Here is a 17,439-nt window from a genome sequence, read left to right as displayed (position 1 = left end):
GGGTATCACAAAGCAAGCAGACAATTTAAATAAAAGTTGACTTTCCTAAAATTATAATCTTTTAGGAAAGTAGCTTTTGTCGCAACAGAAACTCCAACTGATCATTTGAAGTCTCAAGCTGAGAATTAGTCTCCACAATCTTTTGACGCTCAGCATAGACATCATAAGCGCGTTGAATCGTTTGATCGAGCTCCTCTTCGCTCCAAGGCTTATTGAGGTAATGAAAGATTTTTCCTTTATTAACGGCATCAACGACAGCTGCCATGTCCGTATATCCTGTCAAAAGGATACGCATTGGGGCTGCATTGATCTTAATAATCTCTTCCAAAAACTCTACACCGGTCATTTCCGGCATACGTTGATCAGTAATGATAATATGTATCTGGTTGTTTTTGACAATATCGATTGCATCGGCACCACTAATTGCCGTAAACACTTTATACTTTAGTCGAAATGTCGCTTTAAAAGAAAACAGATTGTTTTCTTCGTCGTCAACGTACAATATCGAAATCTTCTTGTCTTCCATAAGCTTATCGTCTGAAATACAAATTTACGTAATAAATTCGCTGAATTAATAACAGATTAAAGAGTTTTATGTTTTCCTAGCAGAAATAATACGGGATAGCTGATAAAAATAATGGATTCGTTATCCGATGATTATAACATTCAACATTAGAAAAACGATTTAAAGTTAATAGCTGCACAGGGAAAATAATCCAACTTGTATTGAAAAAAGCCATCCTACATTTGTAAAACGGCTTTTTTGAAAGTGACCCCGCTGAGGCTCGAACTCAGGACCCACAGATTAAGAGTCTGTTGTACCTCGTGCCTCAACAAGGCTAAAAATCTTTATTTCCTGCTTGCTATAGCAATTTATAAACAATTTTTCAATATTCATAATTTGTGACTGTGACGTATTTGTGACGGTTTAGTCATGGTGAAGAATAAATTATGATCCGCTATAAACGAATTTGGTTATTAGAATACCATAAAAGATTTTAAAATGTTTTTTATTATTCAATACCAATTATTATATTATCTTGGTTATTTATAACTTTAACAAAAATTAATAATTTATATTCAATGGCACGGGCTGATTTATTACTAAAACTAGTTAAAGCTGGAAGCACTGGTGATAACAACCTTTTTATTAAAGTTGTTGAGTCTTTGATTGCTGAGGAACGGAACAAGCAACATCATATAGTTGCAGACCAATTAACGGAAGTAATAAACAGTCAGAGATTTTCAAAAGATAAGGAATCTAAATTCGCTCCAAAAAATTTACTTAATGAAAAACTAGAAAGCTTCTTGTTCAGAATTTATCCCAACAAATCAATTGAAGACTTAGTTTTAAAACAAGAAAATAGGAATATAATTGACGAAGTAGTTCAGGAACACCATAGAAGTGATTTATTACGATCTTACAACTTGGAACCTAGAAATCGAATTCTATTGGCAGGGGAACCAGGAAATGGCAAGACATCTTTAGCAGAAGCAATTGCGCAATCACTTATGATTCCGTTTTATGTCATACGGTACGATGGAATTATTGGTAGTTACTTAGGCGAAACCGCATCTAGGCTTAAGGCGATGTTTGATTTTATAAGAACGCAAGAATGTGTCCTGTTTTTTGATGAGTTTGACGCTATTGGTAAAGAACGTGGCGATACACACGAAACAGGTGAAATTAAACGTGTAGTTAGTTCTCTTCTTCTTCAAATTGATCGGTTACCAAGCTATGTTGTAGTGGTAGCGGCTACAAATCATCCTGAATTATTAGACCGGGCTGTTTGGAGGCGTTTTCAAGTTCGTTTAGAACTTGAAAGACCAGATAAAAGAATGATCGAAAACTGGTTGCGAAAGTTTGAAACCCGTGTTCAATATAAATTAGAACATTCTCTAAAAACGATTTCGGGAAAGTTGGATGGCTTAAGTTTCTCTGAAATTGAAGAATTTGTATTGGATATACAAAGAAAATATATATTGTCGCTTCCTGAAGTAGATGTTAGAAAAATTGTTGAAGAATCTTTAACTCAGATATCCAATAAGTACCAATTAAGAAATGGCTAAAAAACCGCTACTAATATTTCCTAAAGCTTCATCTGGCTCTAGAGATGCCTTACAACCATTTATAGGGAATGTAAAATATCCTCAAAAAGAAATTCAAATTGTAAAATTTGAGAATCGTATTTCTGAACTAGATCGCGTATTGGAAAACCAGACCGCTTATCTCGGGGCAAATCCAAACAATCTCATTGCGGAAATGATATTAGTATTGGAAGTCGCAGGAGATTTAAATGACTTTTTTCGAGCGGTAGCAGCCACTCCCGGAATGGAGTTCTTGGGGGAACTACAATGAGAAATCGAACCTGATGAAGATTTTTACATAGTAGACAGTAAGACTGGGGAGCGTTCAGATAAGCGTTTCGGAGCAAGGTTATTTCTTACAATGACGAACCAAAACGCATTAAGAGAGCTGAGAACTTATTGGGAAAAGTATAAATTAGATAAAGAAAACCAAAATTTTGCACGAAATACGGGTAGATTTAGAATCCTCTTTGAGCGATTAAAAGACATTCGCCCTTATAGTATTACCGATCGCATCTATGATACTGGCTTGGAAGAATACTTGAATGAAATGAGAGAGTTACAAGTAGATCCTGTGAAATTTGAGATAGAGTTAGCCTATAAACATAATGTTACAAAAGACACAAGAGCTTTTGAAGAAGTAAAATTGTTAGTGGAACAGAATAATGGAAGAGTTCTAGAAACCTCTCGTGTTATCCTTCCAGAAATAGCGTACCACGCTTTCATTGCAGAAGCACCTTTGGCGAGTTTTAATGATTTGACTGAAAATACAAACGTCGCTTTTTTAAAGTCACAGCAGATATTATTTTTCCGTCCAGTTGGCCAATCAATATTTAATCATGAACAACAACTTGAACTTATTGATTACGAAGGTGAAATACCAACCAAAGAATTGGAGTTAGATCCCGTCGTCGCTCTATTTGATGGACTACCTATTGAAAATCATGATCTTTTAGTAGGGAAGATATTAATAGATGATCCCGACGATTTTGTGCATAATTATTTAGTGCAAAGGAGGTTTCATGGAACAGCTATGGCCTCTTTAATTATTAATGGAGATTTGAGCGAGAAGTCAACTCCTCTTACTCGACCTATTTATGTAAGACCTATCCTTAAGCCATCAGCCAATGATCAATCCGCTGGAGAATTTTTGCCTGATGACAAATTGCCGATCGATATTATTCACCAAGCGGTAAAGAGAATGTTCGAAGGTGAAAATGGAAATCCACCAACTGCAAAAAATGTTAAACTGATTAATTTTTCGATAGGAGATCCATTCCGCCCATTTCATAATAATATCAAAGACCGTTGCAAAAGTGTTTGGTTTTTATTTTATTGATATTCAAGTTTTTAATTTGTTTCTTGTTGATTTTCGTTATATTTAAGGTATGGAAAAGACAGAAAAAGTTAGCTTTGTTGATTACATGGTTCAAAGACGGAAAATCAAGCAGGAATTCTTCGATCAGATCAATACATTGGTAAATTGGCATCCGATTTCAAATATTATCAACAAGCATTACCACAAAGGGGAAAGCAAAATGGGACGCCCTAGTTATTCTGGTCTTGTCCTCTTCAAAATGACACTTCTACAGACCTGGTATGGTCTGAGTGACTACGAAGTAGAAGACCGTATAAACGACAGTATCTCCTTTAGTCGCTTTGTTGGCATCAGTTTGGACGATTCGGTTCCCGATCACAGTGTTATTAGCCGTTTTCGCAGCTCGCTGACAGAAAAGGGTGTTTATGAGAATCTATTCAAGGAGCTGAACAAGCAGTTGAATAAACATAAAATATTGGTAAAACGTGGAGCTATCGTTGATGCCAGTATTGTTGATTCTCCGCTAAAACCAAAAGGCAAAGTTATTTACGAGATCGAAAGTGACCGTAGTGAACATCCTCGCGAAGATTCTGAGCTGGATAAAGAGAATAGTGAACAGTTATTGATCCAACAAGAGAGCCCGGGTGTTGACCATGAAGCTCGTTGGATAAAGAAGGCTGGGAAAACACGTTATGGCTATAAAAAGCATTATGTCACCGATACAGAAGGCCTGGTTCTGGGCGTGGTAACCACTCCAGCAAATGTAAATGAAATTGCCAATCTTCAACAGGTAATATCTTCGGCTGACCTTCCAAAGGGCATCCATATCTATGCTGACAAGGGATATCGTTCCTCTAAAAATGAGGAATTGATCAAATCAGGAAAGCTAAAAAGCAGGATCTTGCATAAGGCAAAGAAAGGAACAGCGTTAACCGAAAGAGAGAAGTTAAGAAACAAACTGATCGGCAAGATCAGGTTCAAAGTTGAACGGACCTTCGGGAGCATCCGGCGATGGTTCAACTCAAGCTGTGCAAGGTATAAGGGGATCGCCAAAATGCATACACAAAATCTAATGGAAGCCATGGCGTACAATCTTTACAGATCACCTGGGATACTTGTGTCCAATGCAATAAAAAACACAAATTAAGCAGTTGAAAAGGCCTCAAAAAGAGGATTTTTCAAGAAAACGCAACTAGATTTCCGAATCCAAATCGAAAAAAACTGCAAAAAAAAGCAAAAATAACCGATCAGAAAATATCAACATTATTTTGCAACGGTCTTTATCAGTACTTGGGCAAAACTGATAGATTGGTTGTCTTACAAATACAATGTTTTATTTATAATAAGTGCAGGAAACAAAGTCGATGATGTTATTTTAGATATTCCTTCAGCAGATTTTGATCAAATTACATTTCAAGATTTAGAGACAGCGACGCTTAAAAAGATTCTTGAAGATAATTTTGACAGAAAAATTCTAACGCCTGCTGAGTCGATAAACTCATTAACTGTCGGCTGTTCCCATCATGATAGCCATGGAGATTTTAATTTTCCGCAGAGGAGAAGCTTGCTAACAAGCTCATTTTTACTAAGCCCAATAAGTAGAATTGGTTTTGGTTATAATAACTCTATAAAACCAGATATTTTAATGCCTGGAGGAAGACATCTATTTCGAAAACACTTACGCCAAACCAATCCACAAAAAACATATTTGAGGATTGAAAATGGCGAATCAATAAATTACCCTCCTGGAAATCTCGTAGCGATGCCAGGTGCGGTCGGAGATACCCGAAAAGTAGGATATTTAACGGGAACTAGTAATGCAGCTGCGTTAACTTCAAATCTGGGAGCGAAATTATATGAATTGTTAGTGGAACTCAACGAGGAGTTACCTGATAATGAAAAAATTCAAGAAGAATATTTTACTGTTATCATTAAAGCTTTGCTTGTACATGGAGGTAGTTGGGGAAATGCTCAAGACATAATTGCCCAAATTATACGTAATGTACCAGGCGTTTCTCCTCAAACTGTTAAAAGAAACATTTATCCATACCTAGGTTATGGAAGTGTTAATAGTGAAAAAATATTATATTGTACTGACCATAGAGTTACATTAATAGGATTTGGGAATCTAACTACCAGAAAGGATCAAAATGCACATATTTATTCTTTTCCATTACCTCCATCACTAGCCGCGGTTAATATTGATAAACAATTGACAATAACCTTAGCTTGGTTAAGTCCGTTAAATTTTAAGACAGCACAATATAGGAAAGCTCATTTATTTTTTGATAATTTGGAGAATAATGGTCACTTATCACTTTCAAGAAATAGTCACGACTTTAAATTAGGACGGAAAGGAACTGTTCAACATGATATACTTAAGGGGCACTATGCAGATGTATTTCAAGATGGGGATACAATAAATATTAAAGTAAGCTGTCGAGAAGATGCCTCTGGCCTATCCATTACGGAGCCTATTAAATACGCTCTTACCGTTACTTTGGAAATCAAAGAAAATGTTGATACTATGATATATGAAGAGGTACAATTGCGACTTCAACAACGTATCCGTGAAAGGATTTAAAAGGTATTAATATGATATTCCATGAAAGTGAGATAGAATTTGACCGTTTGGACTGGAAACAGTTTGAAGAATTGTGTTATGATATTCTAGTTAAGTTTAACTTTCATACGATGTCTTGGAGACAGGGAGGAATAGACAACGGCAGAGATATTGAGGCGAGACGGTATATAACAGATTCTATTGTTTCTCCTTATGAAGAAAAATGGTTTATTGAATGCAAAAGATACAGTAGCGGATTATCCTTGGATCAAATCGTTGAGAAAATAAACTGGGCAAGGGTAGAAAAAGCAGACCATTTCTTACTTATCGTTTCTTCATATATTACGACATCAGCTCGTGAATGGCTGATAAAAGCTCAGGATACAGAAAATTTCAAGATTCATATTATTGAAGGGAAGTTTCTAAAACACAGACTGTTGCTTTTCCCAGATCTAATTAATAAATATTTTGCGGATGATCATGTGAGGCTTGTTAGAAGCTTGATGAGACAGTGGATATCTCACCACATTTTGCCAAGCCCAAAAGCACTATATGATCTATATGAAAATTTAGATTTTGGCAAATTGGATTATCAGGAACTAGGATTTATTTGGCATGCTTATTTCATCTCTCAAGATGCTTTGGATCAGTATTACATAGATGAAGACTTAATACCAATACAATCAAAAGAGAATTTTCCATTTGATTTTTTGGTACCACATCTTAAAATTGCTCAAAACTGGGAGTATCCGGTTATGAAAGAATTTGAGACAGAGAAATTTTTTGGTGTAATGAATCCTCTTGGGCATGCATGTATGGAACCAAAGAACTATGACGATTTCTGTTTCTCAAATATCCATTATGAACTATCAAACGGCGAAAGGATTCAAGTCTGTTTAATAAAAGAGAATAAAATATTAGAGGTAAGGATTGGAGTAGGAAAAAAACTTTAAATACTATATAAAAATCAAATTTAACAACTTATTGAAATCTCATTGTTAAATTTCTAATAAATTTGCGTAAGATTTCAAACTAACGACCCATAGATTTTGAGACTATAGGACCATACACCTCAGCAGGAGTAAAAATCTTTGTTTCCTGCTTGCTAGAGCAATTTACGAACAATTTTTCAAATTCCAAAATAGGGGGCTGTGACGTATTTGTGACGGTTTTTATAACAAATAATTTTTGTAAAAGCTAATCAAACCCTTTCTCCTTCAGCCATTCTGACATTAATTCTGCTATTTCGATATTATTCAAATCTGAAAATGGAAAGTGCGTATTACCTTTGATACCAATTTCGGGGAGGTGGACAACTGTTGCATCCCCACCATATTTGTTTATTGTTTTCGCCCATATTCTAGCCATTTCAAGTCGCGCACGCCATTCATCTGCTCCGGGGTTATCCTCCTCGAGCTTGGCGGGGATATTATCTCCATAATAAATGATAATCGGTAAACGGGATATTGAGAACAATTATCGTCAGATAAAATTAGACATTGTTCATATCGTGGAAAGTGAAATGGAGCGTATAAAGAACGACCCGAATTTACAGCATTTGATACAGGAGGGATAATATTGAATTTTTAAATCATTTATTTTGAAATATTTTAAATTACAGCGTCTTATAAAAGAGAGCAGACTTTTTTATTAACTTTGTTAAGTGAAAAAAATGTTTTCAATATTATTATTGTCTGTGTATTTAATTTCGACAACTGAATTAGGTCAGTTATTGAAGTTTCCTATACTTATAGAGCATTATTTCGATCACAAAGAAAAAAATCCGGAGGTTACTGTTTTGCAATTTTTGGAAGTTCATTACGCCGGGAACCATCTGGAAAACCATCCACACGATGACGATTATGAACAAGACAAACAATTACCGTTTATCGTACATATCAATGTTTTGAATATCAGTTTTGTACTTGCCCCCCCTTTTAGTTTTGATATAGAAACCAAAAAACTTGTAGGCAAAGAACCCAAAACCTTGCCTTTGGACGATACATTTTCTGATAACAATTACCTTTCTGCCATCTGGAAACCTCCGAAATTCTGTTAATCTTTTTTGATTTCCACGATGAATCCTTCCATCGTGCATTTGCTGTTTGATAATACTTTCATTCGGCCAGTCTGTGTATTTTGTGTCCGCCTGTAGGATTGATTATGTATTGGAAACGTCAAATCTCTTTATTTATCATTTACGATTAACAGAATAAATTATGCTTACAAAAATCATTGAGTTTTCTGTAAAGAACAAACTCATTATAGCATTATTGGTTCTTGGTTTAATCGGCATTGGCTCTTATCAGGTAAGCAAATTACCGATTGATGCTGTGCCGGACATTACCAATAATCAGGTGCAGGTTATTACAATCGCTCCGTCTTTTGGGGCAACCGATATCGAACGTCTGGTTACTTTCCCAATTGAACAGGCGAACTCCAATATTTCCGGACTCAAAGAAATCCGCAGTTTCTCCCGTTTCGGATTGTCCTTGGTTACCATTGTTTTTGATGATGGTATTGATGTGTATTGGGCAAGACAACAAGTGGCAGAGCGGCTGCAACAGGTTCAGAATGAAATTCCGCAAGGTATCGGAACACCGCAATTAGGGCCGATTTCTACCGGTTTGGGCGAAATCTATCAATATGTCGTTCGTCCTAAAAAAGGTTTTGAACAAAAATACGACGTTACGGAACTCCGTACCATTCAGGATTGGATTGTGCGTCGACAGCTACTTCAGGTCAAAGGCGTAGCGGAAGTCAGCAGTTTTGGCGGTAAATTGAAGCAATACGAGATTGCCGTGAATCCCAACCGACTCAATGCTTATGGCATTACCATCAATGATGTTTTTGATGCACTGAATGCCAATAATCAGAACACCGGCGGTGCTTATATCGAAAAAGGGCCAACTGTTCTCTACATCCGGAGCGAAGGTTTGGTGGGCAATATTGAGGATATTCAAAACATTTCCATTACAAACAAAAATAATGATGTACCATTGTTTATCCGCGATGTAGCCGATGTAAAAATTGGCTATGCCACCCGTTACGGAGCGATGACCTATAACGATCAGGGCGAAGTTTCCGGTGCGGTGGTAATGATGCTGAAAGGTGCCAACAGCAGTCAGGTCATCAAAGATGTAAAAGCCAAAGTGGCTCAAATCCAGAAAACCCTGCCCGAAGGCGTGGTGATAGAACCCTTTCTTGACCGTACCAAAATGGTGAATAATGCCATCAGCACGGTTGAGAGAAACCTTCTGGAAGGTGCTTTAATCGTGGTATTTGTCCTCGTTTTATTTCTCGGAAATTTCAGAGCCGGCTTACTCGTGGCTTCGGTGATTCCACTGGCAATGCTTTTTGCCATTTGTATGATGAACCTTTTCGGGGTGAGCGGCAATCTGATGAGTTTGGGTGCACTGGATTTTGGATTAATCATCGACGGAGCGGTCATTATTGTAGAAGCCGTCCTGCATCAGTTATCCCTCAATCCTAAGTTCAAGAGCCTGCTGAAAATTCCGTCCAATGATATGGATAGTGTAGTTACAGAATCTGCCGGAAGAATGATGAACAGTGCAGTTTTCGGACAAATTATCATCTTCATTGTGTACATTCCGATCCTAACATTGCAAGGGATTGAAGGGAAAATGTTCCGCCCGATGGCAGAAACGGTGGCGTTTGCATTATTAGGTGCATTTCTGCTTTCCCTAACCTACATTCCGATGATGAGTTCGGTTTTGTTGAAGAAAAGAAGTTTAAAACCTTCGTGGTCGGACAGGGTAATGAAGAAAGTAGAAGCGCTTTATTTGAAAACCTTGCTGAAAGTTTTACGCATTCCGAAAACCATTTTTACCATAATCGGGATATTGTTCATCACGGCAATAATTCTGCTAAGCAGAATGGGCGGCGAATTTATTCCGTCGTTGGAAGAAGGTGATTTTGCGGTGGATACCCGCGTTTTACCGGGCAGCAACCTTACCACCACGATTGAAAGTACGCAAAAAGCAGCCCATATCTTAAAAACCCGTTTCCCCGAAGTGGAAAAAGTGGTCACCAAGATAGGAAGTGGAGAAGTGCCTACCGATCCGATGCCAATGGATGCTTCGGATATGATGGTCATTCTGAAAGACAAAAAAGAATGGACTTCCGCCAAAACGTTTCCCGAATTATCAGAAAAAATGAGCAAAGCACTGGAAGATGTGCCCGGTATTACAGTTGGTTTTCAGTATCCGGTAGCGATGCGTTTTAATGAACTGATGACCGGTGCAAGACAGGATGTGGTCATCAAAATCTTTGGCGATAATCTGGATTCTTTGGTTCAAAATGCCAACCAACTCGGTAAAATCATTGAAACGGTAAAAGGTACACAAAACCTTTATATAGAACCGGTTTCCGGGCTTCCGCAGGTGGTGGTAAAATACAATCGTCCCCTGATTGCTCAGTATCATCTTTCTGTTGCAGATGTCAATCGGGTGATTAATACCGCTTTTGCCGGACAGAGTACAGGTTTGTTTTTTGAAGGCGAAAAACGCTTTGATATGGTAGTACGCCTGAATGCCAGTGACCGAAAAAACATCAATGATATTCAAAATCTATTGGTTCCAACACCTGCAGGCAATCAGATCCCGCTCAATCAGCTGGCAACCGTAGATGTGGTGGAAGGTCCCAATCAAATTCAACGTGAAAATGCACAACGCCGTATTGTCGTCGGCTTCAACATCAAAGACCGTGATGTGCAAAGCATTGTGGAAGAATTGCAGGGTAAAGTGGACAAACAGATTAAACTTCCGGCCGGCTATTCTATTACGTATGGCGGTTCTTTTGAAAATCTGAACAACGCCAAACAACGGTTGATGATTGCCGTTCCGCTGGCATTGGCATTGATATTTGTCCTGTTGTTTATGGCGTTCAAGTCGATTAAAGAAAGTCTTCTGATTTACAGCGCCATTCCGTTGTCGGTCATCGGAGGTGTATTTATGTTGAATTTACGCGGAATGCCTTTCAGCATCAGTGCTGCCGTTGGTTTTATCGCTCTTTTTGGCGTAGCGGTTTTGAACGGTATTGTATTGATTTCAGAATTTAACCGACTACATAAAAACGGCATTAGAAATATCGTCAGAATTGTGATTGATGGCGGCGAAAGCCGATTGCGTCCGGTGTTGATGACCGCAGCCGTTGCCTCCCTCGGCTTTATCCCGATGGCAATAAGCACAGGTGCTGGAGCAGAAGTGCAGCGACCTTTGGCGACCGTGGTAATTGGCGGACTGATATTGGCCACTTTGCTCACCCTTTTTGTCCTACCGCTTTTATATGTCAATATCGAAAATGGATTTAAAATGAAAAAACCAAAATCCAAACATGTCGCCTCTGTTCTGTTGATTTTTATGCTGTTTTCAGGAATAAAAATGAAGGCACAAACCATAATTTCTTTAGATGAAGCCGTGCAAACAGCGTTGCAAAACAATCGCAACCTGAAAAATGAAAAACTGCGTTCGGATTATGCCAAAGCATTGATTAAAACTTCTAATGCCGATATTCCGCAAACCGCAGTTACAGCAGATTACGGACAAATAAATAGTCCATACAACGACATGAAATTCGGGATTTCGCAGAGCATCGCTTTTCCGACTGTGTATCAGAAACAGAAAAATTTGCATTACGAAGAATGGAAAAAAAGCCAGTTGAATGTTTCGCTTAAAGAATTTGAACTGAAAAAAGCCGTCAGCCAAAGTTATTTCCAGATGGTGTATTGGAAAGATAAGGAAAAATTGCTGAATGAAACGTTGCAACTGTACACCCAATTTTTAGACAAAGCCAGTTTGCGTTTAAAAGCAGGAGAAAGCAATATTCTGGAAAAAACAACGGCTTCCAACCAAAAATCGGCGATTGAGATTCAGTTGAAACAAGTGCAGCAGGAAATAAAAACCTTGCAGTTGCAGTTCAGTTGGTTGCTCAATTCCGAAACGGAATATCTTCCTTTGGAAAATTCTAGACCGGTTCTTTTGCTTCAGGAAAATGCTTCGCATCCCTTGTTACATGTATTGGAACAGCAAAAAACGGTTGCCGGCAAACAAACCGAAGTGGAAAAATCCAGACTTCTTCCGGGTTTGCAAATCGGTTATAATCTCAATTCGTTCAAAGGTATGGGACCTGATGATAAACTGTATTCTGCTACACCACAGTTTCATTCGGTGATGGTAGGTGTTGGCATTCCAATATTTTCAGGCGGACAAAAGGCAAGAATTCACGCTTCTAAAGTGGCGGAAAGCATTGCGGAAAACGATTGGCATAATACTGAATTTGCATTAGAGAAAAAACAGCAACAGCTCAAGAAAATGTATCAAACGAATCTCGAAATAATCAACCGTTACGAAACTGATGAACTGAAAAATGCAGACATCATTACCAAAACAGCACAGCAACAATTCATTAACGGAGAAATCAATTATCTGGAATTTGTAATGCTCATCAATCAGGCAGTTTTGCTCAAAAGCAATTATGCAGATGCCCTATTGAAACTAAACGAAAGCGTTGTTGAACTGAATTATATCACGCTTCAGTAGTTGATGAAGAGGATATTTTAAACAGTAAACAGAATTTTTCAAATCAATATATAATTAGACAAGAAAATGAAAATATTAAAATTATACGGTTCTTATTTTTTGGTCTTGATAGTACTGCTTTCCGCAGTTCAATGTCAACAAAAACAAGAAACCACCGCCACCAAAACTGCAAATCCGAAAGACGAAAACACGGTTATTTTCACCGATGCACAGTTACACAATACCCCCATTGAAACCGCGGAACTGTCGATGCAGCATATTTCCACCGTATTGAAACTCAACGGTAAAATTGATGTACCACCGCAAAATCTGGTTTCCGTAAGTACACCGCTGGGCGGCTATCTGAAAAGCACCCGCCTTTTGCCAGGAATGAAAGTAGTTAAAGCTCAGGTAATTGCCGTTATTGAAAATCCGCAGTTTGTACAGTTGCAGCAGGATTATCTGATGGCAAAATCCAAATACCACTTTGCCCAACTGGATTATAACCGACAAAATAAGCTCAACCAAAGCCAGGCAAGTAGTGATAAAGTGATGCAGCAGGCACAATCCATTATGAGCGATCAGCAAATTCTGATGAATTCCATTGCCCAGCAACTGAAGTTGGTCAACATAAATCCGGCTAAGATATCTGCCGGAAATATTCAGCAGAGCGTACCTGTCTATAGTACCATCAACGGTTTTGTGAGCAAGGTGAATGTGAATGTAGGCAAATATGTAACGTCTTCGGATGTGCTGTTTGAACTCATCAATCCTTCTGATATTCACCTCAATTTAAAAGTGTATGAAAAGGATTTGGAAATGCTGAAAACCGGGCAACAGATTGTGGCTTATACCAATGTAGATCCTTCAAAAAAATATGCTGGTGAAATTTTGCTGACGAGTAAAGATTTGGACGGAAGTGGCATTGCCGATGTGCATTGTCATTTTGAAAAATACGATCCGGCACTCATTCCCGGAATGTATATGAATGCCGAAGTGGAAACCGAAAATTCCTTTGCCAACGCCATTCCCGAAGAAAGTGTAGTGGATTTTGAAGGGAAAAATTTTGTTTTTGTAGAAGCCGGAAAACAAAGCTGGAAGATGATGCCGGTCACGTTAGGAATTTCTGAAAATAGCTATGTTGAGATCCTCAACTTTTCTGATTTCAAAGGCAAGAAAATCGTAACCAAAAATGCTTATACTTTATTGATGAAGCTGAAGAACACAAGCGAAGATGAAGATTAATAGTCAGATAAAATCTCATATAAATATTTAAAAAAATGAAAATTATAAAAACAATCATTCCCCTATTACTGATTTTGCTGATTGGCATCCAGTTCTTTGGGGTAACGCCCAATACTTCTGCAATAGTGCCTGAAAGTGCCATAGAAAACCATTACAGCATTCCCTCAAATGTGCAGCAAATCCTGAAAACCAGTTGTTACGACTGCCATTCCAATAACACGGTTTATCCATCTTACAACAAGTTGCAACCCATCAAATGGTGGCTGGCAGAACATATCGCGGATGGAAAAAAACATCTGAATTTTGATGAATTTAATGCATATGCTACAGATCAGAAATTACGTAAGCTGGCTGAGATTGAGGAAACCGTAAATGCAGGAGAAATGCCATTGAAAAGTTATACCCTTATCCATAACAATGCAAAATTGTCGGATGAGCAGAAGCAGCAACTCCGGGATTGGGTCATTGCCACAAAAAAGGTAATCAATCGTAAAGCTATTAACCGATGAAGAGGGTTATTGTATTAATCCTGTTGTGCTTATCCCAATGGAGTGTGGCTCAAAGTGGGTTGCAGAACATTGCCCAAAAGCCGGCATCAGATTCTGTATCGGTATATCAATTCAAATATAAAAAGCTGATAGTACCATCTGTTTTTATTGGATATGGAATCCTAAGTCTGACTTCTGATGACCTGAAACAGTTGAACAACTCCACCAGATATGAAATTGGTGAGCATCAGCCGGATAAATCAAAACTGGATAATTATGCCCAATATTTACCGGCAGCATTGGTTTATGGATTAAATGCTATCGGACTTGAAGGAAAACATAATTTGAAAGACCGAAGTATTATTTTAGGCACATCACTGTTGATTTCAAGTGCTGTCGTATTACCTGCCAAGCATTTGGTAAAAGAAGAGCGACCCGATGGTTCCAATGCACTGTCATTTCCGTCCGGACACACGACGTTTGCCTTTGCAACTGCCCAGTTTATGTTTCGGGAATATCAGGATGAAAATATTTGGTTAAGTTTGACTGGTTATCCTATTGCTGTTTTTACGGGAGTTTATCGGATTTTGAATGATAAACATTGGGTGGGTGATGTGGTTGCAGGTGCCGGTATTGGTATTCTCTCCACAGAAGTTGCTTATTGGCTGTTCCCGAAAGTCAGTCAACTATTTTCAATAAATCATACCGAAAACAGTGCTCTTGTATATCCGTTTTATCAAAGTAAAACAATGGGATTAGGTTTGTCTCTAAACTTTTGAAATTATAAAAATGAAAAATATATATAAATTCATTGTCGTTCTCAGCATTGCCTTAGTGGCACTTGTTATGGAATTTATTCTAAAAGAACCCTATTATTCTAAAATCTTAATTACGGCAACCGGCATTTTGATGTCTATTGTTCTTCTGAAAGGAATGATCGACGTGCTTCGTTCCGGGAATTTTGGCGTGGATATTTTGGCGATTTCTGCCATTGCTGCAACCTTAGCTGTTGGTAATTATTGGGCGGCACTCATTATCCTCATTATGATTACCGGAGGTGATTCGTTGGAAGATTATGCCCAGAAAAAAGCCCGGAAAGATTTAAAATCATTGCTTGATAATACACCCCGAATTGCTCATAAAAAAACAGGAAACGATTTAGATGACGTTCCTGTGGAGGATATTAAAATCGGTGACATCATCATCGTAAAACCCAAGGAAATTATTCCCGTGGACGGAATTTTACTGAGTTCAGAGGTGCTGCTGGACGAATCTTCGCTCACGGGCGAATCCAAACCCGTCAACAAAACCAAAGGCAACGGCTTATGGTCGGGTTCGGTGAATGGTTCGGGAGCCATTACCATTCAGGTTTCCAAACTCGCCAAAGAAAGCCAGTACCAGCAACTCGTGCAATTGGTGCATAATTCCGAAAAAGAGCCGTCACATTTTGTGCGAATGGCGGATCGGTACGCTTTGCCTTTTACCATCGTTGCTTTTTTAATTGCCGGAATTGCTTATTTGATTACCAAAGATCCCAACCGCATTGCCGAAGTGTTGGTGGTGGCTTCGCCCTGCCCGCTGATTCTGGCGGCTCCCATTGCCCTGATAGCTGGAATGAGCCGTTCCAGCAGAAATGGGGTGGTGATAAAATCCGGGACTGTCATCGAAAAACTGGACAGAATGAAAGCCATCGCCTTCGATAAAACCGGAACTTTAACCAAAGGCGATCTTACTTTGGACGACATTATCCCGGAAAATCCTTATTCGAAAGACGAACTGATTGATTTTGTAGCCAGCGTGGAACAGCAATCTTCCCACGTTTTGGCGGTTTCGGTGATGAAATATATCGGCGATAAAACGATTCTTCTGGCAACAGATTTAAAGGAAATAGAAGGAAATGGTATTCAAGGAAAAGTTGATGGCAAACTGGTGAAAGTAGGTAAACTGAGTTTTGTAACGGCTGAACCCATTCAAATTAAAACGGAAAAAACCTCGTTGTTTGTTTCGGTGAATGACAAATATGTTGGGGAAATCACCTTTATCGATGAGGTGCGTCCCGAAGCCCGGCAAACCATTGCCCAATTACTAAAAATGGGTATCCAAAAAATTATGATGATTTCCGGCGATAAACAAAGTATTTCTGAAAACATTGCCAAAGAAATTGGCATTACGGAAGTGCACGGTGGCTGTTTGCCTCAAGACAAACTAAAAATCCTGAAAAGTATGCCCGACGAATTTCGCCCGGTTGTAATGGTGGGTGATGGCGTGAACGATGCACCGTCGTTAACCGTTGCCGATGTAGGCATTGCGATGGGTGCTAAAGGATCGAGTGCCGCCAGCGATTCGGCTGATGTGGTGATTTTAAGAGACAATCTGCAAAAAGTGAGTGATACTATTCTCATTTCCAAAGAAACGATGAAGATTGCCCGTCAATCCGTTTTCATTGGCATTGCCGTTTGTACCGTGCTGATGCTGATTGCAGCCTTCGGTGTTTTACCGGCATTGATTGGTGCAGGATTGCAGGAAGTGGTGGATCTGATTTCCATTACCTCGGCATTAAGGGCTTTGAAGGACAGAACGTAACCACAACATTTGTTAATTGTCAGGAAAACCTTCAAAGGTCGCTGTTCAAGTAAAATAAAAACGCCCATAAAGACCGAAGGGCAAAACATCTATTATCTGGGTTACATCAGCGTCGATAATGACCTGTTGAAAGGCATAAAGGGTTATTAAAAAGAATCGCTTCTAATTAAGCAATTTTAAAAGGGGATTGTCTCACAAGGACAGCCCCTTTTGTTTTGGTTTAGAGTGCTGTTTTGACAATAAATTTTTACCTGACATTATTTCGATGATTTTTCGTTCATGATCATCTTTCCACTTTTTTAACAGATCAACCGGATATTTACCCTCATTCTCTTTATTATCAATTATTGTGTGGTGTTCATCACACAATAAAATTAAGTTACTAAAACTTCTGCGTTCATCATCAGTCATCGATTTGTTATACCGTGGGCCATCAGTACTTGCTGCTTCTATATGACAAATTTTGCTGACGATAGAAATCCCATCCTCTGCTACCAGTTTTTTTGTACAGTTTGGATTTGCACATTCATTTCCAGAAAGCGTGTCCAACCTTCTAACTGTTGAAGGTTTATATTGTCGTGCTTTGTCTTTCTGATTTTTCAATGCCATAATTTA

The 17,439-nt window shown here is 38.5% G+C and carries 15 protein-coding genes and 1 tRNA gene; 12 read left to right on the top strand and 4 right to left on the bottom strand.

Annotated elements, in window-relative coordinates:
- Positions 1–61: 61 nt before the first annotated feature.
- Complete coding sequence (locus AACH28_RS16375) at positions 62–526, bottom strand: response regulator (RefSeq protein ID WP_046673283.1); 465 nt, start codon at positions 524–526, stop codon at positions 62–64.
- Between the two features lie 244 nt (positions 527–770).
- Positions 771–840 (bottom strand) — tRNA-Lys (locus AACH28_RS16370).
- A gap of 243 nt (positions 841–1,083) precedes the next feature.
- On the opposite strand from AACH28_RS16370, the gene AACH28_RS16365 reads away from it, so the two are divergent.
- The 6 genes from AACH28_RS16365 (at position 1,084) to AACH28_RS16340 (ending at position 6,922) form a co-directional block, all read left to right on the top strand.
- Positions 1,084–2,070, top strand: coding sequence for an ATP-binding protein (locus AACH28_RS16365; RefSeq protein ID WP_341831008.1), 987 nt, complete (start codon positions 1,084–1,086; stop codon positions 2,068–2,070).
- Positions 2,063–2,359, top strand: a complete 297-nt coding sequence (locus AACH28_RS16360) for a hypothetical protein (protein ID WP_341831007.1) — start codon at positions 2,063–2,065, stop codon at positions 2,357–2,359. The genes AACH28_RS16365 and AACH28_RS16360 overlap by 8 nt, the downstream gene beginning before the upstream one ends.
- 90 nt (positions 2,360–2,449) lie before the next feature.
- On the top strand, positions 2,450–3,427 hold the full coding sequence (locus tag AACH28_RS16355) for a hypothetical protein (RefSeq protein WP_341831006.1): 978 nt from the start codon (positions 2,450–2,452) through the stop codon (positions 3,425–3,427).
- Between the two features lie 103 nt (positions 3,428–3,530).
- Positions 3,531–4,553, top strand: coding sequence for an IS5 family transposase (locus AACH28_RS16350; protein WP_157698597.1), 1,023 nt, complete (start codon positions 3,531–3,533; stop codon positions 4,551–4,553).
- A gap of 99 nt (positions 4,554–4,652) precedes the next feature.
- Positions 4,653–5,990: a S8 family serine peptidase gene (locus tag AACH28_RS16345; RefSeq protein WP_341833124.1), complete on the top strand. Its 1,338-nt coding sequence runs from the start codon at positions 4,653–4,655 to the stop codon at positions 5,988–5,990.
- A gap of 11 nt (positions 5,991–6,001) precedes the next feature.
- Positions 6,002–6,922: a restriction endonuclease gene (locus AACH28_RS16340; RefSeq protein ID WP_341831005.1), complete on the top strand. Its 921-nt coding sequence runs from the start codon at positions 6,002–6,004 to the stop codon at positions 6,920–6,922.
- A gap of 244 nt (positions 6,923–7,166) precedes the next feature.
- Here AACH28_RS16340 and AACH28_RS16335 read toward each other — a convergent pair whose 3' ends face one another.
- Positions 7,167–7,445, bottom strand: a complete 279-nt coding sequence (locus tag AACH28_RS16335) for a hypothetical protein (protein WP_341831004.1) — start codon at positions 7,443–7,445, stop codon at positions 7,167–7,169.
- Positions 7,446–7,641: 196 nt separating this feature from the next.
- On the opposite strand from AACH28_RS16335, the gene AACH28_RS16330 reads away from it, so the two are divergent.
- The 6 genes from AACH28_RS16330 to AACH28_RS16305 all read left to right on the top strand — a co-directional run bounded on the left by AACH28_RS16330 (position 7,642) and on the right by AACH28_RS16305 (position 16,824).
- Complete coding sequence (locus AACH28_RS16330) at positions 7,642–8,028, top strand: hypothetical protein (protein ID WP_281047765.1); 387 nt, start codon at positions 7,642–7,644, stop codon at positions 8,026–8,028.
- Positions 8,029–8,188: 160 nt separating this feature from the next.
- A complete protein-coding gene (locus AACH28_RS16325) occupies positions 8,189–12,529 on the top strand; it encodes a CusA/CzcA family heavy metal efflux RND transporter (RefSeq protein ID WP_341831003.1) in 4,341 nt (1,446 codons plus the stop codon).
- 66 nt (positions 12,530–12,595) lie between these two features.
- On the top strand, positions 12,596–13,753 hold the full coding sequence (locus tag AACH28_RS16320) for an efflux RND transporter periplasmic adaptor subunit (protein WP_341831002.1): 1,158 nt from the start codon (positions 12,596–12,598) through the stop codon (positions 13,751–13,753).
- Between the two features lie 35 nt (positions 13,754–13,788).
- The gene (locus tag AACH28_RS16315; protein ID WP_306568572.1) at positions 13,789–14,262 is read left to right on the top strand and encodes a heme-binding domain-containing protein; all 474 of its coding nucleotides are present in this window, start codon (positions 13,789–13,791) and stop codon (positions 14,260–14,262) included.
- Entirely contained in the window at positions 14,259–15,020 is a 762-nt protein-coding gene (locus AACH28_RS16310; RefSeq protein WP_341831001.1) for a phosphatase PAP2 family protein, read from the top strand. Before AACH28_RS16315 ends, AACH28_RS16310 begins: the two co-directional genes overlap by 4 nt.
- A gap of 10 nt (positions 15,021–15,030) precedes the next feature.
- Positions 15,031–16,824: a heavy metal translocating P-type ATPase gene (locus AACH28_RS16305; RefSeq protein WP_341831000.1), complete on the top strand. Its 1,794-nt coding sequence runs from the start codon at positions 15,031–15,033 to the stop codon at positions 16,822–16,824.
- Between the two features lie 192 nt (positions 16,825–17,016).
- Here the strand turns inward: AACH28_RS16305 and AACH28_RS16300 are convergent, their stop codons facing one another.
- Entirely contained in the window at positions 17,017–17,433 is a 417-nt protein-coding gene (locus AACH28_RS16300; protein ID WP_341830999.1) for a hypothetical protein, read from the bottom strand.
- Positions 17,434–17,439 lie beyond the last annotated feature (6 nt).

The sequence above is a fragment of the Sphingobacterium thalpophilum genome, assembly GCF_038396785.1.
Lineage (GTDB): Bacteria > Bacteroidota > Bacteroidia > Sphingobacteriales > Sphingobacteriaceae > Sphingobacterium > Sphingobacterium thalpophilum_A.
Note: the sequence above shows the minus strand (reverse complement) of the source record. Positions and strands in the feature narration are given on the sequence as shown.

Excerpts from the sequence above, each read along its gene's own strand:
- AACH28_RS16310 (WP_341831001.1), top strand. The coding sequence starts at position 14,259 with ATGAAGAGGGTTATTGTATTAATCCTGTTGTGCTTATCCCAATGGAGT.
- AACH28_RS16300 (WP_341830999.1), bottom strand. The coding sequence starts at position 17,433 with ATGGCATTGAAAAATCAGAAAGACAAAGCACGACAATATAAACCTTCA.
- AACH28_RS16325 (WP_341831003.1), top strand. The coding sequence starts at position 8,189 with ATGCTTACAAAAATCATTGAGTTTTCTGTAAAGAACAAACTCATTATA.
- AACH28_RS16315 (WP_306568572.1), top strand. The coding sequence starts at position 13,789 with ATGAAAATTATAAAAACAATCATTCCCCTATTACTGATTTTGCTGATT.
- AACH28_RS16355 (WP_341831006.1), top strand. The coding sequence starts at position 2,450 with ATGACGAACCAAAACGCATTAAGAGAGCTGAGAACTTATTGGGAAAAG.
- AACH28_RS16340 (WP_341831005.1), top strand. The coding sequence starts at position 6,002 with ATGATATTCCATGAAAGTGAGATAGAATTTGACCGTTTGGACTGGAAA.
- AACH28_RS16330 (WP_281047765.1), top strand. The coding sequence starts at position 7,642 with ATGTTTTCAATATTATTATTGTCTGTGTATTTAATTTCGACAACTGAA.
- AACH28_RS16320 (WP_341831002.1), top strand. The coding sequence starts at position 12,596 with ATGAAAATATTAAAATTATACGGTTCTTATTTTTTGGTCTTGATAGTA.
- AACH28_RS16360 (WP_341831007.1), top strand. The coding sequence starts at position 2,063 with ATGGCTAAAAAACCGCTACTAATATTTCCTAAAGCTTCATCTGGCTCT.
- AACH28_RS16305 (WP_341831000.1), top strand. The coding sequence starts at position 15,031 with ATGAAAAATATATATAAATTCATTGTCGTTCTCAGCATTGCCTTAGTG.
- AACH28_RS16365 (WP_341831008.1), top strand. The coding sequence starts at position 1,084 with ATGGCACGGGCTGATTTATTACTAAAACTAGTTAAAGCTGGAAGCACT.
- AACH28_RS16375 (WP_046673283.1), bottom strand. The coding sequence starts at position 526 with ATGGAAGACAAGAAGATTTCGATATTGTACGTTGACGACGAAGAAAAC.